The following is a 23123-nucleotide window of genomic DNA, read 5'->3' on the forward strand; positions in this document are numbered from 1 at the left end:
GTGCGATGGCAACGAACGCGGGTCAAGGACGTTGCCGTATGAAGGATGGGGACGTTGAGAGCCCGTGGGTAAATGCCAAGTGCTGGCGGTGTTAGCCCGCTTTCTTTGCTTACTTTCTTTGCGGCGGCGCCCCGAAGGAAGTCCCCTTGGGGGACAAAGAAAGTGAGTGCCGCCCCGCACAGGGGCAACGCCCGCGCCGCGAGGCGCATTGCGGATGCCAGCGAAGAGCGAAGCAAACGAACGCATTCGCGGATGCCAGCGAAGAGCGAAGCAAACGAACGCATTCGCGAATGCCCACGACAAGGGCAAAACAAACCAGCGTCGCAGACACAAAAGAGAAAGGACACACTGACATGAAAATTGCCTTCATAGGCTTGGGCAACATGGGCGCGCCGATGGCGCTAAACCTGCTAAAGGCGGCCCACGCATTAACCGTGTTTGATCTGAACGCGCATGCGGTGCAATCACTCACAGACGCAGGCGCGCGAGCAGCAACCTCACTGAAAGCGGCGGCAACAGACGCCGAATTGGTCATCACGATGCTCCCCGCAGCAGCACACGTCAAAGCGGTGCTGACAGGCGAAGAAGGCATTCTCGCGGGCATCGCGAAGAACGTGACGATCGTCGATTCGAGCACGATCGACCCGGCCAGCGTGAAAGCCTTCGCCGAGCTGGCGAAAGAAAACGGCAACGCGTTCGTCGACGCCCCGGTTTCGGGCGGCACAGGCGGCGCAGCAGCAGGCACATTGACCTTCATGGTCGGCGGCAGCGCGCAAATCTACGAGCAGGTGAAGCCGGTCCTCGCATCGATGGGCAAGAACATCGTCCATTGCGGCGACACGTCGACGGGCCAGGTCGCGAAGATCTGCAACAACCTCGTGCTCGGCATCACGATGGCGGGCGTCTCCGAAGCGATGGCGCTGGGCGAAGCGCTCGGCATCGATCCGAAAGTGCTCGGCGGCATCATCAACACGTCGACGGGCCGCTGCTGGAGTTCGGACACCTACAACCCGTTCCCCGGCGTGATCGAAACGGCACCGTCGACGCGCGGCTACACAGGCGGCTTCGGCACCGATCTGATGCTCAAGGACCTGGGCCTCGCCACCGACGCCGCGAAGCTCGCGCGTCAACCCGTCTATCTCGGCGCGCTCGCGCAGCAGCTCTATCAGACGATGAGCACGAACGGCGCGGGCAAGCTCGACTTTTCGGCGGTGATCAAGCTGTATCGCAAGGATGGAGACGCGTGATGATCGAACTCGAATACGCGCATGAAGGCAGCGTCGCGCTGCTGACGTTGAAGCGCCCGCCCGCCAACGCGTTCACGCCCGAAGGACTGTTGCAGTTGCAGCGGACCATCGAGCGCCTGAACGGCGAAGCGCAGGTGCGCGCCGTCGTCATCACCGGCGATGGCCCGAAGTTCTTCAGCGCGGGCGCCGATCTCAACACGTTCGCCGACGGCAACAAGGAAGTCGCGCGCATCGCAGCCGCGCGTTTCGGCGCGGCGTTCGAAGCGTTGCAGAACGCGCGGCCCGTCGTGATCGCGGCGATCAACGGCTATGCGATGGGCGGCGGGCTCGAATGCGCGCTCGCCTGCGATATCCGCGTCGCCGAACAGCATGCGGTGATGGCGCTGCCGGAGACGGCCGTCGGGCTGCTGCCGTGCGGCTGCGGCACGCAGACGCTGCCGTGGCTCGTCGGCGAAGGCTGGGCGAAGCGCATCGTGCTGACGGGCGAGCGCGTCGATGCCGCGACGGCGCTGCGCATCGGTCTCGTCGAAGAAGTGGTCGAGAAGGGCGCGGCGCGCGAGTTCGCGTTGAAGATGGCCGCGCGCGTCGCGGGCCTCAGTCCGCAGGCCGTCACGTTCAGCAAGGAACTGATCCAGCAGGCGCGCAACGGCGTGCCGCGCGCGGCCGCGCTGGCTGTCGAGCGCGAGCGCTTCGTCGATCTGTTCGACGGCGCGGATCAGCGCGAGGGCGTCAACGCGTTCCTCGAAAAGCGCGCGCCGCAATGGCAGGCGGCGCAAGCGAAGCCATCCACGGAGCCGCAGCGATGAGCGCCGTTCTCGAACAACAACCGGCCGCAGAACCGGCCGTCGAACCGGACGTGCTGTTTCGCGTCGTCAATCGCGTCGCGATCGTCACGCTGAACCGGCCCGCCGCGCTGAACGCGCTGTCGCACGACATGGTGCGCGAGCTGGCCGTGCTGATCGAGCGCTGCCGCACCGATAGCGAGATCGTCGCCGTCGTGCTGCGCGGCGCGGGCGCGAAGGGTTTCTGCGCGGGCGGCGACGTGCGTGCGCTGCACGCGATGCGCGAGCGCAATGAAAGCGGCTGGCAGCAGTTCTTCATCGACGAATACCGGCTCGATTACGCACTGCACCGGTTTCCGAAGCCCGTCGTCGCGCTGCTCGACGGCATCACGATGGGCGGCGGCATGGGGCTTGGCCAGGCGGCGCGGCTGCGCATCGTCACCGAGCGCACGAAGATCGCGATGCCGGAGACGCGCATCGGCTTCTTGCCTGACGTGGGCGCGACGCGCTTTCTGAGCGTGATGCCCGCCGAGGTCGAGCTGTATGTCGGGCTGACGGGCGCGACGCTCACAGGCGCGGACGCGCTGCATGTCGGTCTCGCCGATCTGTGCGTGCCGTCCGAATGGCTCGATACGTTCGAGGAACGCCTGCTGCGCATCGCGACCGTCGACGCGAGCGCCGACGAGTTGCTGCGCGCGCTGCGCACCGTGTTCGAGCCGCCGTGCAACATCGTGCCGCACGCGGGGCTCGGCGCGTTTGCGCAATTGATTCTTCGTCACTTCGACCGGCGCTCGGGCGTCGAGCGCATCGTCGCGACGCTGCGCCAGGATCTGGAGCGCGAGCATCCGCCGCAAATGGGCCAGCGCGAAGTGCGTCAATGGCTGCAGGCGACCTATGACGCGATGACGTCGCATTCGCCGACCATGCTGTACGTCACGCGCGACGCGCTGCTGCGCGGCCGTCAGATGACGCTCGCCGAATGCTTCAGGATGGAACTGGGCATCGTCACGCGCGCGATCGAAGAGGGCGACTTCAGCGAGGGCGTGCGCGCGCATCTCGTCGACAAGGACCGCAAGCCGCGCTGGGCGCCCGCGACGCTCGCCGAAGTGCGGCCTGAACGCGTGCGGCATTTCCTTGCGTCGCCGTGGCGCGCGGACGCGCATCCGCTCGAGGACCTCGGCGCGCAACAGGCGTGAGCTTCGCGGCGTATCGGATGCCGCAGGTGCCGCGCGCTCAGAAGCGATAACTCAAAAGCGATAACTCAAAAGCGATAACTCAAAAGCGATAGCCGACGCCGCCCAGCAGCACATCGGTATCGCGGCTATAGCGCGTCACGACGCGGTTCCACGTGACGCGCGCCGCCCAGTGCTTAGTGAACCGGTACGACGCTGACAGCGACACGAGCCCCGACAGAATGCCATCGCCCGACGACCGTTCATCGGGATCGTTGCCGTGGTGGATCGCCGCGTACGCGCCCGCGCCGAAGCCGAGGGTCAGCTGGTCGTCGAAGAAAGCGCGCGTGAGCCATAGCTGCGCCGTCAATCCATCGCGGCGCGCCTTCAGTCCGCCGCCTTCATGCAGATAGCCGAGCGTGCCGTCCAGATAACGCGTAAGCCCGCGCCGGTACTCGATCGATTCCGCGACGGACGTCTGCGACTCCGGGCTGTTCAGGATCGTCTGCCCGACGAGCACGGTAATTTCGTTGTTTGTCACGTCGTGCGTGCGCGGCAATGCAAACGCGCGCGGGCCGGGCTCGTCGGGTGCGTCGAGCTGATAGCCGATGCCGACCAGCACGGCCGTCGTCGACGGTCCGCGCGAGACCTGCACGCGGTTGAGCTGCAGGTTCGCCGTCCAGCGGCGCGACGTGTACCACGTCGCCCGCGCGCTGAAGAGGCCGCCCCAGCCGTGCGTGTTCGAATAACCCTCGCCGTGTTCGGCGGCTTCCGTGTCGAAGTAACGATAGGGGCCGACGCCGAGCGCGACCACGAAGCGGTTCTGCGCGAGGGGCAGACGCCCCCATATCTGTACGGCCTGGCCGTCGCGGTGATGATCGGACAGATGGCCCTCGTTCAGCCACGTGATGCTGCCCGCGACATATTTTCCGAATCCTTCCGTGTAGTCGATCGCCCATGAATACGTGGGCTCTCCGCTGGCTTTCAGCCAGCCGCCGTACAAGCCGATTTCCTGCGCCGACGCGCCGCGCGATGTCATCAACGCGCACATCGCGCCCGCAAGCAGCAAAGGCCGCAAGCGATGACGCGATTCCCTCTTCCCTTTCTTCCTTGGCATGGGCGGGTCCGTTGGCGGCCGGATCTATTCTGAACGAATATCATTTTTGTTGCGTGATAGATGACCGATGGCGGCGGCGAACGTTCGACGCTTGTCAGGCATCGCGCTTGCTCACTGTTGCAGGTTGACGCCCGCCGTCCGGAGCGCGGCGTTCCGCATTGGCACGTCACCGGCGGGATTGCAGATCGACGCCTATACTTTGCGCTTGTCCATCGGTGCTTCACGGTTCCGCATTGCCGTCGAGGATCGTGACCTGCGCCATCAGGCATTCGACAGCTTCCTTCCGCTCGCTCCGTTCCGGTTGCCACATGGAGATGCCCCGATGCCCCACACTCTCGCCCGACCCGAAGACACCCAGCAGGAAGCCGGCCAGGACGCCGCCGCACAGCCAGGCCAGCCTGTTTCGCCGGTCGCGATTCCCGTCGAACTCAACGTGAACGGCACGCAGTACGCGCTGTCGCTCGATCCGCGCACGACGCTGCTCGACGCGTTGCGCGAGCATCTGCATCTGACGGGCACGAAGAAAGGCTGCGATCACGGCCAATGCGGCGCGTGCACCGTGCACGTGAACGGCCGCCGCGTGAACGCGTGCCTGTCGCTCGCCGCGACGCATGCGGAGGACACGATCACGACGATCGAAGGCATCGGCGAGCCCGATGCGCTGCATCCGATGCAGGCCGCGTTCGTCGAATGCGACGGCTATCAGTGCGGCTATTGCACGTCAGGCCAGATCATGTCGGCCGTCGCGCTGCTCGACGAAGCCGTCGGCCCCGACGACGCCGACGTGCGCGAAGCGATGAGCGGCAACCTGTGCCGGTGCGGCGCGTATCAGAACATCGTGACGGCCATCCAGACCGTGCGCGGCAAGCGCTGAGGAGACCGCGATGGAACTCTTTCAGCTCTCGCGCGCGAACGACGTGCGCGATGCCGTCGCGGCGGGCGCCGCTTCGCAGACGGCGCAGCAGGGCGCACACGTGCGCTTTCTCGCGGGCGGCACGACGCTGCTCGACCTGATGAAGCTCGATGTCGAGCGGCCAGCCCGCGTGGTCGACATCAGCCGGCTGCCGCTCGATCGCGTCCAGACCACGGACGACGGCGGCATCAAAATCGGCGCGATGGTGCGCAACGCCGATCTCGCCATGCATCCGCTTGTTCACGAGCCTTACGCGGTGCTGTCGCAGGCGCTGCTCGCGGGCGCTTCAGCGCAACTGCGCAATATGGCGACGACGGGCGGCAATCTGCTGCAACGCACGCGCTGCGTCTATTTCCGTGATACCGCGATGCCGTGCAACAAACGCGTGCCCGGCTCCGGCTGCTCTGCGATCACCGGCTTCAACCGGACGATGGCGATACTCGGCACGAGCGACGCGTGCATCGCCACCAATCCGTCCGATATGAACGTCGCGCTGACGGCGCTCGGCGCGACGATCGAAGTGGAAGGCGCAAAGGGCGCGCGCAGCATTGTCATCGACGACTTCTATCTGCTGCCCGGCGATACACCCGAGCGCGAGACCGTCCTCGAACCGGGCGATCTCGTCACGCACGTCACGCTGCCGCCCATTCCGGGCAGCCGCTCGCTGTATCTGAAGCTGCGCGACCGTGCGTCGTATGAGTTTGCGCTGGCGTCGGCGGCCGTCGTCGTCAACGTGACGGACGGGCGCATCACGCGCGCGCATGTTGCGTTGGGCGGCGTCGGCACGAAGCCGTGGCATGCGACCCAGGCGGAAGCGGAGCTTGTGGGCGCCGCCCCCGATGCGGCGAGCTTCGCGCGCGCCGCCGATGCCGCACTCGCCGATGCGAAGCCGCAGAGCCAGAACGGCTTCAAGATCGAGCTCGCGCGGCGCTGCCTGATTCATGCGCTCATGCAGGTCACGCAGTCCGTCTGATCCCTTTTCGAGGACTTCTTTCCATGTCCACTGTGTCCGAATCCTTGCTGTCCGTGCTCGGGCAGCCGCAGTCGCGCATCGACGGTCCGCTGAAAGTGAGCGGACGCGCGCAGTACACCTCCGATATCGACTTGCCCGAGATGCTGTACGCGGTGCCCGTGTGCGCGACGATTGCGAGCGGCCGCGTGACGTCGCTGGAATTTGCCGCCGCGCAGGCGATGCCGGGCGTGCGGATGATTCTGCATCGCGGCAACATCGGCCGCTTTTATCGCATTGCGGGTAATTCGATCGACACCGGCTTTGTTGACGAAGCGCGGCCGCCGTTCGACGACGACGTGGTCCGCTACTACGGCCAGTATGTGGCTGCCGTCGTCGCCGATACGTTCGAGGCAGCGAGCGCCGCCGCGGCGGCCGTGAAGGTCGGCTACGAACGGGCGGCGTATGACGTCAGCGACGAACTGGAGGCGAGCGGCGAGTTGCACGCCGAAAGCGAGCGCGGCGATGCGGACGGCGCATACGAGCGAAGCGAAGTGAAGCTCGATGAAACCTACGTGACGCCCGTCGAAACGCACAACCCGATCGAGCTGCACGCGAGCATCGCGCACTGGGACGGCGAGGGCTACACGTTCTACGAGACCACGCAGGCCGTCGCCAATCATCAGGGCACGCTGATGCAGATGCTCGGGCTGCCGAAAGAAAAAGTGCGCGTGATTTCGCGCTATCTCGGCTCGGGCTTCGGCGGCAAGCTGTGGGTGTGGCCGCATACGCTGCTCGCCGCGGCCGCGTCGCGTCACACGGGGCAGCCGGTGAAGCTCGTCGTGAGCCGCAAGATGATGTTCCAGAACGTCGGCCATCGTCCGACGACGCAACAGCGCATGCGTCTTTCCGCCGACAAGACGGGCAAGCTCACGTCGATTCGCCACGACTACCTGAACCACACTGCGATCGCCGACGACTACCAGGAAAGTTGCGGCGAGATCACGCCGTTCCTGTACAGCGTGCCGAATCTGCGCGTGAGCTCGGGGCTCGCGCGGCGCAACGTGGGTTCGCCGACGTCGATGCGCGGGCCGGGCGCCGTGCCCGGGCTGTACGCGCTCGAATCGGCGATGAACGAGCTGGCGCGCAAGCTCGACATCGATCCCGTCGAGTTTCGTTTGATGAACGAGCCGAAGGTCGACGAATCGACGGGGCTGCCGTTTTCGTCGCGGCAATTCGTCGAATGTCTGAAGACGGGCGCCGAGAAATTCGGCTGGGCGAAGCGCACGCCCGCAGTCGGTTCGATGACGCGCGACGGGCTGACGCTCGGTTGGGGCGTCGGTGCATGCGGCTGGCCGGGGCTGCGCTTTTCAGCGGAGGCAACTGTCGATCTGCGCGCGGACGGCACGGCGCGCGTCGTGTGCGGCACGCAGGACATCGGCACGGGCACGTACACGATTCTTGCGCAACTCGTCGCCGGTCACACGGGCATTCCCCTCGACAAGATCGAAGTCGGGCTCGGCGATACGATGTTGCCGCTCGGGCCCGTATCAGGCGGTTCGGCGGCGACGGCTTCCGTGATTCCCGCAGTCTTGCAGGCCGCGCGCGCGGCCACCGACATGGTGCTGGCGCGAGTCGGCGCAATCGGCGAGTCGCCGTTTCACGGCGAAAAGGCGGAAGCACTCGCGTTCAGCGCAGGGCGCGTGCATCGCAAGACGGACGCGGCGGAAAAGGGCGTGCCGTTCGCGCAGATTCTTGAAGCGGCACGAATGCATTCGGCGACGGGCCGCGGCAGCGCGACAGGCGGCTTCGACGATCCGCTGAAGAAGGACTATTCGATCTATTCGTACGGCGTGCATTTCGCCGAGGTGACGTGGCAGCCGGAAATCGCGCGGCTGCGCGTGAGCCGCGTCGTCACGGTGATCGACGGGGGGCGCATTTTAAACCCGCGCGCCGGGCGTAATCAGATCGAAGGGGCCGTCGTGATGGGCGTCGGCATGGCGCTGTTCGAGCACACGATGTACGACGCGCAAAACGGCGCGCCCATCAACAGCAATCTCGCCGATTACATCGTCGCGTCGCATGCGGATTCGCCCGAGATCGACGTGACGTTTCTCGATTATCCCGATCCTGTGTTCAACGAACTCGGCGCGCGCGGGATCGCGGAGATCGGGCTAGCGGGGATTGCGGCCGCCATCACGGACGCCGTGCATCATGCGACGGGTGTCAGAGTGCGCAAGCTGCCCGTGATGATCGAGGATCTGCTGGGCGGCGAAGCGTAACGGTTGCGGGGGCTTACGCCTCGCCAACCACCTCCGCCCCCGCGGCGGGCGCTGCCTCGACGCCCGCTGCATTCTTCTCATCCCTCGCGCTTTTCACGCGCCCGATCCACGCACACGCGAACACCGCGCCCGCTGTCGCAAGCCAGCCCACGGTGCCATAACCGGCGATATGTCCGTGCGCGTCCGTCGACAGCAGCAAGCCGCCGAACCACGCGCCGCAGCCCGTGCCCATCGCCTGCACGGCGCTGTTCGCGCTCAGGAAAGCGCCGCGCGTCTGCGGCGCGGGCACGGTCGTGAGCAGCGCCTGCATCGGCACCATCCGCGACGACATCGCGACCATGAAGAACGGGAAGAACAGCACCATCGCGTAGAACGGCACATCGGGCAAATGCGTGACGAACAGCACGGGCAGCACCGACAGCAGAGCAGCAACGCGGAACACCTGCTTCTTGCCGTAGCGATCCGCGAGCTCTCCGACGCGGCGCGACGTGAAGAACGTCGCCGCGCCGCCCGCCATGTACAGCCACGACAGATTCGCGGGCGCGACGCCGTGATTCGCGACGAGCGTCGGCGCGATGAACGGGATCACGAGCATGTGCGAGACCATCACGACGAACGTCAGCGCGAATGCATCGAGGTGACGCGCATTGGCAAAGAGCCGCCACAGATCGGGCAGCACCTGCGCAAGCGGCGTGCGCTGTTTCTGCAGATGCGCGGTCAGCGACGGCACGACGCGCAGACCGCCGAGCCAGATCGCGCACGACAGCGCGACCAGCAGCACGAACGGCGCGGCCCAGCCGAAATGCGCGCCGAGCATCACGCCGGCGGGCACGCCCGCAATCGCCGCGAGCGAGAACGCCGTCATGATCGTGCCCGTCGCGGCGCCCCGACGCGAGACGGGAATCACATCGCCGACGATCGCCATTACGACCGAGCCCAGTACGCCGCCCGTGATGCCCGCGAACGCGCGCGCCGCGAGCAGCAGCGGATAGTTCGGCGCGAGCGCGCAGCCCAGGTTCGACAGTGCGAATAGCGCGTAGATCGCGAGCAGCAGACGCCGCCGGTCGAAGCGGTCGATGTACGTCGCGGCGAAGAGGCCCGACAACCCCGAGCACCACGAGTACGCCGACACGGCCGTCGCGAAGCGCGCGGGTGAAATCTGGAACGCGTGCATGATCTGCGGGCCGAGCGGCATCATCACCATGAAGTCCATGATGATCGTGAATTGCGTGAGCGCGAGCAGCCACAGGAGGCGCCGCTCGCGTCGTTTGTCCAGGCCGCCTGGTTCGTTCGGTTCGTTTAGTTCGTTTAGTTCATTCAGCGAGCGCATTCAGAGGCTCCGGTTAGAAGCGTTGCGTCAGTCATCGAGATTTTCATGGACGGCCTGTTCGCCTTCTTTCCAGTACGCCGACGCGCGAATCCGCGACTTGTCGAGGCCGCGCTCGTTGACGAGGTGATAGCGGACCGCGCGCATCGTCGCTGCTTCGCCGGCGGCCCATACGTAGCCGTCGCCATCGGGCAGGAACGTTTCGCGCACGGCTTGCAGCAGGGCGCTGCCCCGATAGGCGCCTTCACTGCGATAGCGCCATTCGATATAGAGATCGGCCGCCGTGTCGAATTCGATGCGCGCCGACGGATCGGCCACTTCGATCACGGCCGCGACGCGCGAGCCGTGCGGCAATTCCGCGAGCCGCCGGCCGATCGCGGGCAGCGCCGTATCGTCGCCGATCAGCAGATGCCAGTCGAAGCCCGTCGGCACGACGAACGAGCCACGCGGCCCACCGACGCCCAGATACTGTCCCGCCTTCGCCTGTGTCGCCCATTCGGTCGCGGGACCGGCTTCGTGCAGTGCGAACTCGAGTTCGAGCTCGCGCGCGTCGCGGTCGAAGCGCCTCGGCGTGAAGTCGCGCGCGACGGGGCGCGGCTGGCCGTTCGGAAACACCGGGCCGTCAGGGCCCGCTTCCGGCATCGCGGGCCTTTCTTCGCCGGGAGCGGGGAAGAACACTTTCACGTGATCGTCGAACGAGGCGGACGCGAAGTCGTGCAGATCGTCGCCCGTCAGCGTGACGCGGATCAGATGCGGCGTGACGGTCTCGACGCGCTTGACTTGCAGCAGACGGAATTTCAGCGGATGACGCACGCGCGTCACTGTCAGATCGGATCGGGTTGCTTGCATACGTTGTTCTCTCCAAGGGTTCGTCCGAATCGTTCAAGCCGGCGCGCCGTTATCGGTGTCGGGCGCCGTGCGGCCGTTCTCGCGCGGCTTGCTTTCGATTTCGGCCGTGGCGCGCGCGAGAATCGCCGCGATGCGCCGCTGCTCTTCCGGCGATGCGTTGTCGCGCAACAGCAGCGCATTTTTCAGCGCGCGGCGTGCTGCCGTGAGCTCGGGCAGCCAGCCGCCCGGCGCGTCGTCGCCTGCTTCGCCCGGTTCGCCCGCGAACGCACGGCGCACCGAGTCCATCTTGCGGGCAATGTGCGCGAGCTTCGCGAGCATCAGATCGGCGCGCTCGCGGTTCGCAGCGAGGTATTCGCGGCCCGCGTCGGCGAGCGAGTAGCGCTTGCGGTTGCCTTCGAGTTGCACCGTCACATAGCCGAGTTCTTCCAGATACGTGAGCGCGGGGTAGACCATGCCGGGGCTGGGCGCATAAAAGCCGTTCGAGCGCGTTTCGAGCGCCTTGATCAGCTCGTAGCCGTGGCGCGGCTGTTCGTCGATCATTGCGAGCAGCATCAGTTGCAGATCGTCGGACGTGAACTTGCGGCCGCGCGGAAAGCCGTCGCCGTCTCCGCCAAACCCGCCGCCCCCGCCGAATGGACCGCCGCCGAAGGGGCCGCCAGAAGAACCGCCTCCGAACGGCCCGCCATGACGTCCGCCGCCGCGATGGCGCCCGATCGCATGCCAGAACGCGTGAAAGCGCTCGTAAATGTGGAAGAACGAAGGATCGCGGCTGAATGCGGTGTCGCGCGAGAACTCGCGTGAAAAGCGCGAATGGTGATGACGCATGGTTCATCTCCGAGTGTCGTAAGATGTGTCTTAAGATATATATCGAAAGATAATCCGTCAAGCTTAAATTTGTGTGGCTGCTGCTGTGACTGAGCTAAAGGCGGCGTTGCGCCGGAATGAGGCATCCGCAAACCGCGCATGCTAATCTCGGTCGGTTTCGGTTGCTGACGGGGCAAAACGGACAATCAGATGAGCGATGCTTCCATCGATCCCGACTCTGTCGCCCGGACGGCTTTCGTGCTGGGCGCGCGTCACCGCGCGCTCGATCAGCCGTGGCGGACGCAGCGCCGCGCGCAGTTCGTCCATGTCGCGCAAGGCGTTCTGAGCGTGCACACGGAGGGCGGCCTGTGGGTCGCGCCGCCGCATCACGCCGTCTGGATGCTGCCGGGTGTGCCGCACCGGATGTCGTCGTCAGCGGCCGTCACGCTGCGCGTGCTTCACGTCGACGTGGGCGCGCCGTCCGCGCCCACGCGCTGTGGCGTCGTGGCCGTCGACCGTCTGATGGACGAATTGCTCGGCGCGGCGTCGGCATTCGATCCGCACGCGCCCGCGGACGACGAAGAGTCGCGCCTGATGGCCGTGATCGCCGACCGTCTGCCGCGCCTCGCGCACGTGCCGCCGCTTTCGCTGATCTATCCGCGCGACCCGCGCGCGCGTCTGATCGCAGATACGCTCGCGGCCGATCCCGGCAGGCCCGGCGTGCTCGACGATTTCGCCGGGTTCGCGGCCATCACCGCGCGCACGGCGGCGCGCCTCTTCACGAAGGAAACGGGGCTGACGTTTGGCCAGTGGCGTCAACAGTTGCGCCTGTTGACGGCGCTCTCGCGTCTGGGCGCGGGCGCGAGCGTCACGCAGGTCGCGCTCGCGGTCGGCTACAGCGACGTGTCGTCGTTCATCGCCGTGTTCAGGGACGCGCTCGGAGAAACGCCCGCGCGTTTTTTCCGCTGACCGCGCGAAGGCGCTTCGCGGGCACGCGCCTCTGCATCCACGTTCGTTGCACGGCCAATGCATACGGCCAATGCACACGGCCAATGCACACGGCCAATGCATAGGGCCAATGCATAGGGCCAATGCCCGCTCAGCAGATGCTCAATGCGCGCCCGACGCGTCCCCGCCGCCGCGCACAGGCCGCGTGATCCAGATGAGGGGAATGATCAGCACGAAGATGATCGCCGACGCATAGAAGATGTCGTTGAGTCCCATCATCGCGGCCTGCGTGTTCACGGTGAAATCGAACATCGCGTTCGACGTCGACGGACTCACGTGCAACAGCGTCTGCGTCGCGTCGATCTGCTGCGCGAACAGCGGATTGTTCGCATTGGCCTGCTCGGTCAGACGTTCGTGATGCAGGATCGTGCGGTTGTTCCAGGCCGTGCCCGCGATCGACGTGCCCACTGCGCCGCAAAACACGCGCACGAAATTCGACAGGCCCGCCGCCGCCGGCACTTTCGGGCCCGGCTGGCCGGCGAGAATGATGGCCGTCAGCGGGACGAAGAACAGCGCCATCGGGATGCCTTGCAGCAGCGTCGGCAGCACGAGGTGCCACGTGTCGATTTCGATCACGTACTTCGAGCGCATGAAGAACACGATCGCGAAGCCGACGAACGCGAGCGTCGCGATGATGCGCGCGTCCGAGCGCGGCAGCACGCGGCCCATCACGGGCGCGAGGATCACCGCGAAGATGCCGAGCGGCGCGGTCACGAGCCCGGCGTCGACGGAGCGGTAGTTCAGATACTCCTGCATCCATTGCGGCAGCAGCACGAGATTGCCGAAGAACACTGCGTACGCGACGGAAATCGCGATCGTGCCGCCGAGGAAATTGCGCTGCGTGAAGAGCCGCAGATCGACGACGGGATTCGGCTCGGTCAGCTCCCACACGAGAAAGAACGAGAAGCTGATCAGCGCCGTCACTGCGAGCGCGACGATCACGGGCGAGCCGAACCAGTCCAGATCCTTGCCTTTGTCGAGCATGATCTGCAGCGACGCAACCCATGTGATCAGCAGGCCGAGGCCGACGACGTCGATGGGCAGCTTGCGCGTCGGCGTTTCGCGCGTGCGGTAGATCATCCACGTGACGCCCGCCGCGAAGATGCCGACGGGAATGTTGATGTAGAAGATCCAGGACCACGAGTAGCTGTCGGTGATCCAGCCGCCGAGCGCCGGGCCCGCGATCGGGCCGACGGTCGCCGTCATCGCCCACAGCGAGAGTGCGCTCGACGACTTTTCCTTGGGCCACGAGCTGAGAAGAATCGCCTGCGATAGCGGAATCAGCGGACCGGCCACCGCCCCCTGGAACACGCGTGCGAGCAGCAGAATGGGCAGCGACGGCGCAACGCCGCACAGCCACGACGCGATCACGAAGCCGAGAATCGCGCCGATGAACAGCCTGATCTGCCCGAAGCGCTGCGTGAACCAGCCCGTCAGCGGAATCGACACGGCGTTCGATGCAGCGAACACCGTGATGACCCACGTGCCTTCATCGACGGACACGCCCAGATTGCCGGAGATCGTTGGGATCGCAACGTTGGCGATCGAGGTGTCCAGCACGTTCATGAACGTCGCGAGCGCGACGGCGAAGGTCGCGAGCGCGAGCTGTCCGCCATGCAGCGGCGGTGGAGCAGGCGGTCCGGGCGGCGGCGCGGCGGGCTTCGGAGGGGAGGGAGAGTCGTTCGATGGATTCGGTCGGTTCGGATCGTTCGGTTCGCTCAAGCGGATCTCCGGCGGTGAACACGCGCAAGCCGTCGGACGGCGCGGCGTTGTCGGCAGTGGCTGACGGCACTTCATGCCGATGATAGTCGCAAGCGGCAACGGGCACAGGCCGAGTGCACAGGCGGGCAGGATTCATCGCGCGATCGCGTTCGGGTCTGCACTTTGCATGCACGAAGAGCGGAACAGAAATGCGTTGTCCAGTGGCGCGTCGCCTGTCGATGTGAGTTGTTGGGCGCCACACACGCTTCGCGCAAAACGCGCGCAAAATCGCGACGTGCGGCGTATGCTGCCGCCTGCGCGTGACCGGCAGCGGAAAGGCCCGCAATGCACGCCGCACAAGATGAAAGGATGAAGGCGATGGCCTGGGAACGATTCGACAACGGCTGGCGGCTCGCGCCCGCCGATGGACCGGCGACGGCGCTGGTCGTGCTGCTGCATGGCGTCGGCAGCAATGCTCAGGACCTCGTTCCGCTCGCGGATCTGTGGCGTGCAGCGCTGCCGCAAGCGGCGTTCGTTTCGCTCGACGGCAGCGAGCCTTTCGACGGCGGCTTCGGCGGGCGTCAGTGGTTCAGCCTGCGCGACGTCAATGAAAGCAATCGTCCGGGGCGCGTCGCGGCCGCATGGCCCGCGCTGCAAAAGATGCTCGACGCCGAACTCGCGCATTGGGGCATCGGTTACAGTCAGCTTGCACTCGTGGGCTTTTCGCAAGGCTCGATGATGTCGCTGCATCACGTGGCGACGAATCCGCAGCGCGCGGCCGTCGTGGTCGCATTTTCAGGGCGGCTCGCGTCGGCGATCACGACGCTCAGCGCCACGCCCGTCACGCTGATCCACGGCGAAGACGACGAAGTGATACCCGTGCAGGAAACCGAGCGTGCCGCAATCGCGCTGACGGACGCGGGCTTCGACGTCGAAGCGTTTGCGCTGCCGGGCGTCGGCCATACGATTTCCGGCGACGGCGTCGACCTCGCCCGCGAAGCGCTGGTGCGCGCGCTGACGCCGCTCGCGCGGACCTGAACCGCCTTCATCGCGAACCCACAAGGGGCTCGTCGACACGGCCGTGCGGGCGGCTGTGCGACATCCAGAATCAATATTCCTAAAGTTCGCCAGGTATCTGCCGATATGCGTTCAAGGGCCGGAAAAAGTTTCCGACGCACTGCCGCACTGCTTGTTAGCGGTGTGACATTTTCGCTGCCGCCTCGGCAGCTCAACACTTTCAAAAGAGCCTGACTATGGCCAGATCGCATGCGCAATCGGTTTTCGGACGCCTGTTCAGCGACTCCGTGGCGGTCGACCTCGGCACAGCCAACACGCTGATCTACACAGACGATGGCGGCATCGTGCTCAATCAACCTTCGGTGGTGTGCTTCGACAGGCAGGAGTCGGCGGCGGGGCGCAAGCGCGTCGCGCTGGTCGGCGACGAGGCGAAGCAGATGCTCGGGCGCACGCCCGTCAATCTCGAAGCGGTGCGCCCGATGCGGGCCGGCGTGATCGCCAATTTCCCGGCGGCGGAGCACATGATCCGGCAGTTCGTCGGCATGGCGCGCCCCCGGCCGTTCTTCGCGCGACGCGCGTCGTTCACGCTCTGCGTGCCGTCCGGCGCGACGCAGGTCGAGCGCCGCGCGATCCGCGAGGCGGCGGCCGCCGCCGGCGCACGCAAAGTGAACCTGATCGACGAGTCGCTCGCGTCGGCCGTGGGCGCGGGCTTGCCGGTGTCGTCGGCGACGGGCTCGATGGTCGTCGATATCGGCGGCGGCACGACGGAGATCGGCGTGATCGCGCTGGGCGGCACTGCGTACACGGGCTCGATCCGCGTTGGCGGCGACCAGTTCGACGCGGCCATCATCAAGCACGTGCGCAACAACTTTCATGTGCTGCTCGGCGAGCAGACGGCCGAGCATGTGAAGAAGACGATCGGCTCGGCGCTCGCAATCGTGCCGCCCGATACGATGCGCGCGACGGGACGCGGCGTCGACGACGGCCTGCCGCGCACGGTCGAGCTGTCGACGCAGGATATCGTCGAGGCGATCGCCGCGCCGCTGCGCCAGGTGCTGGGGGCCGTGAAAGCCGCGCTGGAAAACGCGCCGCCCGAGCTCGTCACCGATATCGCGGATGCGGGCATCGTGCTGACGGGCGGCGGCGCGCTGCTCGGCAATCTCGCGCGCTACTTCAGCAACGAACTGCACATCGACGTGCGCGTCGCCGACGAGCCGCTGACGTGCGCCGTGCGCGGCGCCGGCGTGGCGGCTAGCGCAGGGCTGGTCGAAATGTCGGCGTATGACTGACGCAATCGTTTGACATTGTTTTGTGGCGCTTCAAAAGACGCTTTAAAGGCAGCTTCAAAGACCACTTCGCCGCGTTGCTCGCGACGTATCCGTCAGCGACAAACGCGCGCGAAAGTGCTGTGTGACAATGAGGCTTTGTGGCGCGCGTGTCGTCGACCGCGCGCCTTTTTCATTGGCCTCTTTCAGTGACTCCGATTTCCGCTTCTTCACCGCATTTCGTCGACTTGCCCAACGGCTTGCGCATGCCTTATGTCGAGCAGGGCGAGGGCGAACTGCTGCTCTTCGTGCACGGCTCGCTGTGCGACTACCGTTACTGGGACGCGCAGCTCGCGGGCTTGTCGAAGCGCTATCGATGCGTGGCTGTGAGTCTCACGCACTACTGGCCCGCTGCCGATACACCCGCGACGATACCGTTCAGCTGGAGCAGTCACGCCGATGAAGTCGCACAGTTCATCGAGCGTTTCGGCGCGGGCGCGGCGCACGTCGTCGGGCATTCGCGCGGCGGCTGTGTCGCGTATCACTTCGCGCGCCGTCACGCGCACCATGTGAAGACGCTGACGCTCGCCGATCCGGGCGGGCCGCTGCGGATCGGCGACCGCGCGCCCGCGAGCCTCCCGGAGACGGTCAATGCATTGCGGGCGCGTGCCGCGCACCTGATCGAAGAAGGACAGGTCGATGCGGGGCTGCAGCTCTTCGTCGATTCCGTCAGCCGTCCGGGCTTCTGGTCGAAGAGCACACCGAATTTCCGGCGTATGGCGACTGATAATGCGCACACGCTTGCGCGCCAGTTCCGCGATCCTCTGCCCGCCTATACGCCCGACGATGCTGCGGACGTGAAGTGTCCCGTGCTGCTGATCGATGGCGAGAAGAGCCCGCTGATGTTCCGGCGCACGGCCGAAACGCTCGCATCATGGCTGCGCGACGCGCGCCGCGAAACGGTGATGGGGGCTTCGCACGGAATGAATCTCGCGCATCCCGCCGCCTTCAACCGTCTTGTCGACGCGTTCGTTCAGGCCACACGTTGACATTTCTGACAGGTCAGTCTTTAGCGTGCGCGTCGACATCGAGCGCGCGCTCGGCCGCTTCGCCGACGAAGCCGCGATAGTACAGATGCACGCCGATCGCGAGCGAGTCGTGACGGATCTCGTTGAACGCCTTCCACGCTTTCATCGGCTCCTTGAACACGAGGTAATGCGCTTCCTGCGAGACGAGACGCGCGACCTGATGCAGGCCATGCCCATGCAGACGGTCGACGAGTTCGTCGAGGCTGCGGTGCGTGCGCGCGTCCGTGCGCGGATAGAGCATGTGCAGAACCGCGACCTTTTCCGTGGCAAGCGCCGCCGACAGCGCGAGCACGATGTCCTGATGATTCAGCGCCGTGACGACGATATCGTCCGTTTCTTCTGTCGCGGGAAAGAGCGTGTCGATGTTCATGTTCATTTTGTGCATTCCTGTGTCTGACTTTAAAAGAGACCCGCCGCTTGATCGATCTCGCGGCGGGTCAAAGACAGCATTGTGTTTTGCAGGGGAAGCTCAACACGAATCCAGTATCTCAGACGCAATTGCGTTTAGCGTCACGCGCTGGAGCAAAACATTGTTGCATTGAGCGTTCTCTCTTTCATCTGTCTGTCGGCGTGGAGCCTTTATTTCATGTTCGAGTATTGCTTCGTACGAGATTGATTGTTGCGCGAGAGCGATGCAATCAAACGGCATGCGGGCCGTAGAATGCACACGGCTGCCGGAGGCGCGGACGCGCGTGATCGCCGGCTTCGCAATGTCTCAGGAATGCAAAGTCGAAAGGAATCCCAGATGAACGTATCAACGACCAAAGCCTTGCTGTCGTTTTCGAATAGCGACGAGAAGATCGAGCTGCCGGTTTATAAAGGATCGATGGGTCCGGACGTAATCGATATTCGCAAGCTCTACGGACAGACGGGCAAGTTCACTTACGATCCGGGCTTCATGTCGACGGCGTCGTGCAATTCGGCGATAACGTATATCGATGGCGATAAGGGCGAATTGCTGTATCGCGGCTATCCGATCGACAATCTCGCGCAGAACGCGGACTTTCTGGAAACGTGCTACCTGCTGCTGAAAGGCGAGTTGCCAAATGCGCAGCAAAAGAAAGAGTTCGAAGACACCGTCACGAAGCACACGATGGTTCACGAGCAGATGCATTTCTTCTTCCGCGGCTTTCGCCGCGACGCGCACCCGATGGCGATTCTCGTCGCCGCAGTCGGCGCGCTGTCGGCGTTCTATCACGACTCGCTCGACATCAACGACCCGACGCATCGCGATGTTTCCGCGATTCGCATGATCGCGAAGCTGCCGACGCTGGTCGCGATGGTGTACAAGTACTCGATCGGCCAGCCGTTCGTGTATCCGCGCAACGACCTGTCGTATAGCGCGAACTTCATGCAGATGATGTTCTCGAACCCGGCGGAAGAGTACAAGGTCAACGACGTACTGGTGCGCGCGCTGGACCGCATCCTGATCCTGCACGCAGACCACGAGCAGAACGCGTCGACGTCGACGGTGCGCCTCGCAGGTTCGTCGGGTGCGAATCCGTTTGCATGCATCGCAGCGGGTATCGCCTGTCTGTGGGGCCCGGCGCACGGCGGCGCGAACGAAGCCGCGCTGAACATGCTCGAAGAAATCGGCTCGGTCGACAACATTCCTGAGTTCATCAAGCAGGTGAAGGACAAGAACTCGGGCGTGAAGCTGATGGGCTTCGGCCACCGCGTCTACAAGAACTACGATCCGCGCGCGAAGCTGATGCGCGAGACGTGCCACGAAGTGCTGAACGAACTGGGCCTGCACGACGACCCGTTGTTCAAGCTCGCGATGGCGCTCGAAAAGATCGCGCTGGAAGACGAGTACTTCGTGTCGCGCAAGCTGTACCCGAACGTCGATTTCTACTCGGGCATCGTGCAGCGCGCGCTGGGCATCCCGACGTCGATGTTCACGTGCATCTTCGCGATGGCGCGTACTGTCGGCTGGATTGCACAGTGGAACGAAATGATCGCCGATCCCGAGCAGAAGATCGGCCGTCCGCGTCAGCTTTTCATCGGCGAAACGCCGCGTGACGCGAAGCCGGTCGCACGCCGTTAAGCGTTTGTCAGTTATCGAAGCTTGCTTTTGCACACCCTATCCGCGGCATCGTCTGAAAGCGCAGGCGCCGTTTCCGCAAGAGGGAAACGGCGCCTTTTTCATTCGGGCGCCGCATTCGATATCGGCAGGATGGCGAATCAATTGCTTTGCGTTCGTCCCGCGCGTGAGGGACTTCGCTGCTCGCCTGAAGCCATTTCACGCATCGACAGCACGACCCGTGCCATGTGCGCCGCCCGACTCCCGCTTCATGCATTACACGAAAAAATCATGAAGATCGGGGCACCCGCCGCGCTATCCTCTGTCCTAATTGCGCGAACCCTCTACAATCGGAACGAAGCCACTAGCACAGGAGCATGCTGATGCAGGATCCAGAAGCACTCGGCGGACTGACCCATCAGGGCGGCGTGGAATATCGCGGCGACGACCCTGACAGCGCGTTCATCGCGCCGGAAAACCTGAATATCGCCGCCGCGACGCAGCATGTGCTGAAATCGGGCGGCACGTTCATCGTCAACGATCCGCTCGGCGATGTCACGGGGCACGACGACGGTCTGTTCGTCAACGATACCCGCGTGCTGTCGCAGCTGCGTTTGACCTTCGGCGGCCGCGCGCCGTCGCTGCTGTCGGGCAGCGTCAGCAGCGACAACACTTCATTCACCGCGCATCTGACCAATCGTCCGCTGCCGCCGCTCGGCGGCAACAGCACGCCGGAAGGCGTGATTCACGTCGAACGCGTGCGCGTGCTGTCGGGCACGGTGATGAACGAAGCGATCGAGCTCACCAACTACGGCACGACGGATGCCGTCGTGCCGCTGTCCATTTCGTTCGCGAGCGACTTTCGCGACATGTTCGAAGTGCGCGGCCTGAAGCGTGACCAGCAGGGCTCCGTCGAAACGCCGCGCGTGCACAAGAACGAAGTGTTGCTCGGCTATGTGGGTCTCGACGACGTCGCGCGACGCGTGCGCGTCGCGTTTTCGCCGATGCCCGACAAGCTGCTGGCGGGCCGCGCCGATTACTCGGTGAATCTGCCGGCGCAGGCGTGCGTGTCGATCTATCTGTCGGTGGCCGTGCAGGTCGAGGCGCACAAGGGCGCGCCCGACGTCAACGTGCCGCAATCGACGCATACCGTCACCGAGCTTCACGTGTCGCAGATCGATGCGGCGCGGCCGCGCGTGGGCCGCTCGGCCGTGCGCGCGGCGCTCGTCGACGCGCACCTGGTGATGCGCGAGCGGCGCCGCGCATCGGCGCGCGTGCGCTCGAGCAATCCGCTTTTCAACGCGTGGATCGACCGCTCGCAAGCGGACCTCAATCTGCTGACGACGGATCTCGCGACGGGGCCGTATCCGTATGCGGGCATTCCGTGGTTCTCGACGCCGTTCGGGCGCGACGCCGTCATCACGTCGCTGCAGACGCTGTGGCTGCAGCCGGCTCTTGCGCGCGGCGTGCTGCGCTTTCTCGCCGAGCATCAGGCGAAGGAGGACTCCGCGTTCCGCGATGCCGCCGTCGGCAAGATCATGCACGAAATGCGCCGCAGCGAAATGGCGGCGACGGGCGAGGTGCCGTTTGCGCTGTACTACGGCGGTGTCGATACGACGCCGCTGTTCATCGTGCTCGCGGGCGCGTACGTTGCGCGCACGGGTGACACGAAGCTCGTCGACGAGCTGTGGCCGGCGCTCGAACGCGCGACGAAGTGGGTCGCGGCCGTGTGCGACCGCAACCGCTACGGGCTGCTCGACTATCAGCGCGCGTCGGACAGCGGCCTCGCGAACCAGGGCTGGAAGGACAGCCACGATTCCGTCTTTCACGCGGACGGACGCTACCCCGACGGGCCCATCGCGCTCGTCGAAGTACAGGCCTATGCGAGTGCCGCGTTCGACACGATGGCGCACTTCGCGACGCTGCGCGGCCAGACCGAGGAGGCTGCGCGCTATATGCAGCGCGCAATGGCGATACGTGCGTGCGTCGAAGACAAGTACTGGATGGACGACACGAGCTTTTACGGCATCGCGCTCGACGGCAAGGGCGATCTGTGCCGCGTGCTCGCGTCGAATGCGGGACATCTGCTCGCGTTCGGCTTGCCGTCGCGCGAGCGTGGCGAAGCGGTGGCACGTGCGCTGGAGTCGGCGCTCTTTCATACGGGCTGGGGCGTGCGCACACTGGCGGCGGGCCAGCCGCGCTTCAATCCGATGGCGTATCACAACGGCTCAGTCTGGCCGCACGACAATGCGATCTGCGCGCGCGGCCTCGCGCGCTATGGCAACAAGGCGGCGGCCGTGCGTCTGTTGCAGGCGCTCTTTCAGGCAGCCGTCAATTTCGACATGCGGCTGCCGGAGCTGTTCTGCGGCTTTCCGCGCCGCCGTGGCGAACCGCCGACGGCGTATCCCGTCGCGTGTCTGCCGCAAGCCTGGGCAGCCGGCTCGCCGTTCATGATGCTCGAAGCGTGCCTGGGCGTGACGATCGACGCGGAGCGGCGCGAAGTGCTGATCGAGCAGCCGATGCTGCCCGATGGTATCGACTGGATCGAGATCAGCGATCTGCGCGTCGGCGATTCGTCGGTGTCGATCACGTTCCGGCGCGTCGCGGGCAAGGTCGTGGCGTCGGCGGAGCAGGGGGATGTGCGGGTGATCGCGCTGTTGTAAGCCGCCGTCCATCAACCTTCGTCGACGGAGCCCGAACATGCCGCAAAACGTCTACGTCGTGTTCAAGGGCGCGCTGAAACTGGGCGTGCCCTTTCTCGACGGCTACAAAGGCGACCCGCACTATGTGATCGTCGTCGACGATACCAAAGGGGGCGACTTCGAGATCGTCACCAACGTGAAGTCCGACAGCTCGCTCACGGGCCCCGCCGGATACCACGTGCTCTATGCGTGGAACCCGTATTTCGATCATCCGATGATCGCCGATCTCGCGAAGCTGCCGCTCGGCCTCACGCAGACGGGATTTCCGAAGCTCGACTACGTGCACGACACGCGTCTCGTCGATCTGACGACGATGCGCCCCATCACGCTCGATACGCAGACCGAGCACAACGACATCAACGCGCTCGTCAACGGGATGCTGCAACTCGACATGTCGGCGGCGCACGTCGACTATGTCTATCGAAGCAAGAGCGGCACCGACAGGCGGCACGGCTGGAAGCCCACGGAGAATGTCAGCGTGTACGGCTTCGGCTTTCTGTTCGAACCGGAGAAGGACGGCTTGCACGAAACGCACATGAATCAGGGCAATCCGAAGCCGCAGCCGGGCAGCCACGTGAGGGACCACTCGTCGGAGAACGGGACCTTTCAGGACGGCGCAGTGCTGGTCGAAGTGGATGGACGGTTTCAGGCGCTCTTCGTGGCGTTCCAGACGCAGCTCGTGCCGACCGACAACCGGGGCTGGCCGATTCCCGGCACGTCGCATCCGATTCTCGGCTAGCAGCACGCCGACGTGCCCATCGCTGCACGATGCTGACACGGTGCTAAGCTTGCAAACGCGTTCAGCGTAATTTCAGGGGCGGCGTCGCTTGCGCCGGTTTCATCCGACGAGTGCCGGCCAGCGCAGCAGCCCACGGGA

19 protein-coding genes are annotated in these 23123 nt (G+C 65.1%); 13 read left to right on the forward strand and 6 right to left on the reverse strand.

Annotation, left to right across the window (positions count from 1 at the left end; genetic code table 11):
- Nucleotides 1-353: 353 nt before the first annotated feature.
- Genes mmsB through BMW76_RS10440 form a run of 3 tightly spaced genes read left to right on the forward strand, consistent with a single transcriptional unit; the run spans nt 354 to nt 3225 of the window.
- The gene (gene mmsB, locus BMW76_RS10430; RefSeq protein WP_090865059.1) at nt 354-1247 is read left to right on the forward strand and encodes a 3-hydroxyisobutyrate dehydrogenase; all 894 of its coding nucleotides are present in this window, start codon (nt 354-356) and stop codon (nt 1245-1247) included.
- A complete protein-coding gene (locus tag BMW76_RS10435; RefSeq protein ID WP_090865060.1) occupies nt 1247-2053 on the forward strand; it encodes an enoyl-CoA hydratase in 807 nt (268 codons plus the stop codon). Before mmsB ends, BMW76_RS10435 begins: the two co-directional genes overlap by 1 nt.
- Nucleotides 2050-3225 (forward strand): enoyl-CoA hydratase/isomerase family protein, encoded by a 1176-nt coding sequence (locus BMW76_RS10440; protein ID WP_090865223.1) that lies wholly within the window; start codon nt 2050-2052, stop codon nt 3223-3225. The genes BMW76_RS10435 and BMW76_RS10440 overlap by 4 nt, the downstream gene beginning before the upstream one ends.
- Before the next feature lie 79 nt (nt 3226-3304).
- Here BMW76_RS10440 and BMW76_RS10445 read toward each other — a convergent pair whose 3' ends face one another.
- Nucleotides 3305-4318 (reverse strand): hypothetical protein, encoded by a 1014-nt coding sequence (locus tag BMW76_RS10445; RefSeq protein WP_090865061.1) that lies wholly within the window; start codon nt 4316-4318, stop codon nt 3305-3307.
- Nucleotides 4319-4640: 322 nt separating this feature from the next.
- Here BMW76_RS10445 and BMW76_RS10450 point away from each other — a divergent pair, with 322 nt between their 5' ends.
- From BMW76_RS10450 to BMW76_RS10460, 3 genes are read left to right on the forward strand one after another with little or no spacing between them, the layout of a single operon-like run.
- A complete protein-coding gene (locus tag BMW76_RS10450; RefSeq protein WP_090865062.1) occupies nt 4641-5192 on the forward strand; it encodes a (2Fe-2S)-binding protein in 552 nt (183 codons plus the stop codon).
- A gap of 10 nt (nt 5193-5202) precedes the next feature.
- The gene (locus BMW76_RS10455) at nt 5203-6204 is read left to right on the forward strand and encodes an FAD binding domain-containing protein (RefSeq protein ID WP_090865063.1); all 1002 of its coding nucleotides are present in this window, start codon (nt 5203-5205) and stop codon (nt 6202-6204) included.
- 23 nt (nt 6205-6227) lie between these two features.
- Nucleotides 6228-8462: a xanthine dehydrogenase family protein molybdopterin-binding subunit gene (locus BMW76_RS10460; RefSeq protein WP_090865064.1), complete on the forward strand. Its 2235-nt coding sequence runs from the start codon at nt 6228-6230 to the stop codon at nt 8460-8462.
- A gap of 13 nt (nt 8463-8475) precedes the next feature.
- On the opposite strand, the gene BMW76_RS10465 is transcribed toward BMW76_RS10460, so the two are convergent.
- The 3 genes from BMW76_RS10465 to BMW76_RS10475 are packed head-to-tail and all read right to left on the reverse strand — an operon-like array spanning nt 8476 to nt 11463.
- Complete coding sequence (locus BMW76_RS10465) at nt 8476-9792, reverse strand: MFS transporter (RefSeq protein WP_090865065.1); 1317 nt, start codon at nt 9790-9792, stop codon at nt 8476-8478.
- Nucleotides 9793-9819: 27 nt separating this feature from the next.
- Nucleotides 9820-10638 (reverse strand): siderophore-interacting protein, encoded by an 819-nt coding sequence (locus tag BMW76_RS10470; protein ID WP_090865066.1) that lies wholly within the window; start codon nt 10636-10638, stop codon nt 9820-9822.
- Between the two features lie 33 nt (nt 10639-10671).
- The gene (locus tag BMW76_RS10475; protein WP_090865067.1) at nt 10672-11463 is read right to left on the reverse strand and encodes a PadR family transcriptional regulator; all 792 of its coding nucleotides are present in this window, start codon (nt 11461-11463) and stop codon (nt 10672-10674) included.
- 189 nt (nt 11464-11652) lie between these two features.
- On the opposite strand from BMW76_RS10475, the gene BMW76_RS10480 reads away from it, so the two are divergent.
- A complete protein-coding gene (locus BMW76_RS10480) occupies nt 11653-12411 on the forward strand; it encodes an AraC family transcriptional regulator (protein WP_090865068.1) in 759 nt (252 codons plus the stop codon).
- Between the two features lie 141 nt (nt 12412-12552).
- Here BMW76_RS10480 and BMW76_RS10485 read toward each other — a convergent pair whose 3' ends face one another.
- Nucleotides 12553-14172 (reverse strand): DHA2 family efflux MFS transporter permease subunit, encoded by a 1620-nt coding sequence (locus tag BMW76_RS10485; protein ID WP_090865069.1) that lies wholly within the window; start codon nt 14170-14172, stop codon nt 12553-12555.
- Between the two features lie 357 nt (nt 14173-14529).
- Between BMW76_RS10485 and BMW76_RS10490 the strand changes: the two genes are divergently transcribed.
- The 3 genes from BMW76_RS10490 to BMW76_RS10500 all read left to right on the forward strand — a co-directional run bounded on the left by BMW76_RS10490 (nt 14530) and on the right by BMW76_RS10500 (nt 17482).
- On the forward strand, nt 14530-15189 hold the full coding sequence (locus BMW76_RS10490) for an alpha/beta hydrolase (protein ID WP_090865224.1): 660 nt from the start codon (nt 14530-14532) through the stop codon (nt 15187-15189).
- Nucleotides 15190-15404: 215 nt separating this feature from the next.
- Complete coding sequence (mreB, locus tag BMW76_RS10495; RefSeq protein ID WP_090865070.1) at nt 15405-16457, forward strand: rod shape-determining protein; 1053 nt, start codon at nt 15405-15407, stop codon at nt 16455-16457.
- A 242-nt stretch (nt 16458-16699) separates the two neighbouring features.
- Nucleotides 16700-17482, forward strand: coding sequence for an alpha/beta fold hydrolase (locus BMW76_RS10500; protein ID WP_090865225.1), 783 nt, complete (start codon nt 16700-16702; stop codon nt 17480-17482).
- A 13-nt stretch (nt 17483-17495) separates the two neighbouring features.
- On the opposite strand, the gene BMW76_RS10505 is transcribed toward BMW76_RS10500, so the two are convergent.
- A complete protein-coding gene (locus BMW76_RS10505; protein ID WP_090865071.1) occupies nt 17496-17897 on the reverse strand; it encodes a hypothetical protein in 402 nt (133 codons plus the stop codon).
- Nucleotides 17898-18266: 369 nt separating this feature from the next.
- Here BMW76_RS10505 and gltA point away from each other — a divergent pair, with 369 nt between their 5' ends.
- The 3 genes from gltA to BMW76_RS10520 all read left to right on the forward strand — a co-directional run bounded on the left by gltA (nt 18267) and on the right by BMW76_RS10520 (nt 22985).
- Nucleotides 18267-19568 carry a citrate synthase gene (gltA, locus tag BMW76_RS10510; RefSeq protein WP_090865072.1) on the forward strand — a complete coding sequence of 434 codons (1302 nt, stop codon included), beginning with the start codon at nt 18267-18269 and terminating at the stop codon, nt 19566-19568.
- 359 nt (nt 19569-19927) lie between these two features.
- Nucleotides 19928-22207, forward strand: coding sequence for an amylo-alpha-1,6-glucosidase (locus BMW76_RS10515; protein WP_090865226.1), 2280 nt, complete (start codon nt 19928-19930; stop codon nt 22205-22207).
- Between the two features lie 37 nt (nt 22208-22244).
- A complete protein-coding gene (locus tag BMW76_RS10520; RefSeq protein WP_090865073.1) occupies nt 22245-22985 on the forward strand; it encodes a YukJ family protein in 741 nt (246 codons plus the stop codon).
- Nucleotides 22986-23123: the final 138 nt, after the last annotated feature.

Source organism: Paraburkholderia diazotrophica (assembly GCF_900108945.1).
GTDB classification, from domain to species: Bacteria; Pseudomonadota; Gammaproteobacteria; order Burkholderiales; family Burkholderiaceae; genus Paraburkholderia; species Paraburkholderia diazotrophica.

What these genes read in the sequence shown, in the direction of transcription:
- BMW76_RS10505 (WP_090865071.1), bottom strand. Translation starts at nt 17,897, where the DNA reads ATGAACATGAACATCGACACGCTCTTTCCCGCGACAGAAGAAACGGAC.
- BMW76_RS10445 (WP_090865061.1), bottom strand. Translation starts at nt 4,318, where the DNA reads ATGCCAAGGAAGAAAGGGAAGAGGGAATCGCGTCATCGCTTGCGGCCT.
- BMW76_RS10515 (WP_090865226.1), top strand. Translation starts at nt 19,928, where the DNA reads ATGCAGGATCCAGAAGCACTCGGCGGACTGACCCATCAGGGCGGCGTG.
- BMW76_RS10465 (WP_090865065.1), bottom strand. Translation starts at nt 9,792, where the DNA reads ATGCGCTCGCTGAATGAACTAAACGAACTAAACGAACCGAACGAACCA.
- BMW76_RS10500 (WP_090865225.1), top strand. Translation starts at nt 16,700, where the DNA reads ATGCCTTATGTCGAGCAGGGCGAGGGCGAACTGCTGCTCTTCGTGCAC.
- BMW76_RS10470 (WP_090865066.1), bottom strand. Translation starts at nt 10,638, where the DNA reads ATGCAAGCAACCCGATCCGATCTGACAGTGACGCGCGTGCGTCATCCG.
- mmsB (WP_090865059.1), top strand. Translation starts at nt 354, where the DNA reads ATGAAAATTGCCTTCATAGGCTTGGGCAACATGGGCGCGCCGATGGCG.
- BMW76_RS10435 (WP_090865060.1), top strand. Translation starts at nt 1,247, where the DNA reads ATGATCGAACTCGAATACGCGCATGAAGGCAGCGTCGCGCTGCTGACG.
- BMW76_RS10490 (WP_090865224.1), top strand. Translation starts at nt 14,530, where the DNA reads ATGGCCTGGGAACGATTCGACAACGGCTGGCGGCTCGCGCCCGCCGAT.
- BMW76_RS10440 (WP_090865223.1), top strand. Translation starts at nt 2,050, where the DNA reads ATGAGCGCCGTTCTCGAACAACAACCGGCCGCAGAACCGGCCGTCGAA.
- BMW76_RS10450 (WP_090865062.1), top strand. Translation starts at nt 4,641, where the DNA reads ATGCCCCACACTCTCGCCCGACCCGAAGACACCCAGCAGGAAGCCGGC.
- mreB (WP_090865070.1), top strand. Translation starts at nt 15,405, where the DNA reads ATGGCCAGATCGCATGCGCAATCGGTTTTCGGACGCCTGTTCAGCGAC.
- BMW76_RS10520 (WP_090865073.1), top strand. Translation starts at nt 22,245, where the DNA reads ATGCCGCAAAACGTCTACGTCGTGTTCAAGGGCGCGCTGAAACTGGGC.
- BMW76_RS10480 (WP_090865068.1), top strand. Translation starts at nt 11,653, where the DNA reads ATGAGCGATGCTTCCATCGATCCCGACTCTGTCGCCCGGACGGCTTTC.
- BMW76_RS10460 (WP_090865064.1), top strand. Translation starts at nt 6,228, where the DNA reads ATGTCCACTGTGTCCGAATCCTTGCTGTCCGTGCTCGGGCAGCCGCAG.
- gltA (WP_090865072.1), top strand. Translation starts at nt 18,267, where the DNA reads ATGAACGTATCAACGACCAAAGCCTTGCTGTCGTTTTCGAATAGCGAC.
- BMW76_RS10475 (WP_090865067.1), bottom strand. Translation starts at nt 11,463, where the DNA reads ATGCGTCATCACCATTCGCGCTTTTCACGCGAGTTCTCGCGCGACACC.
- BMW76_RS10455 (WP_090865063.1), top strand. Translation starts at nt 5,203, where the DNA reads ATGGAACTCTTTCAGCTCTCGCGCGCGAACGACGTGCGCGATGCCGTC.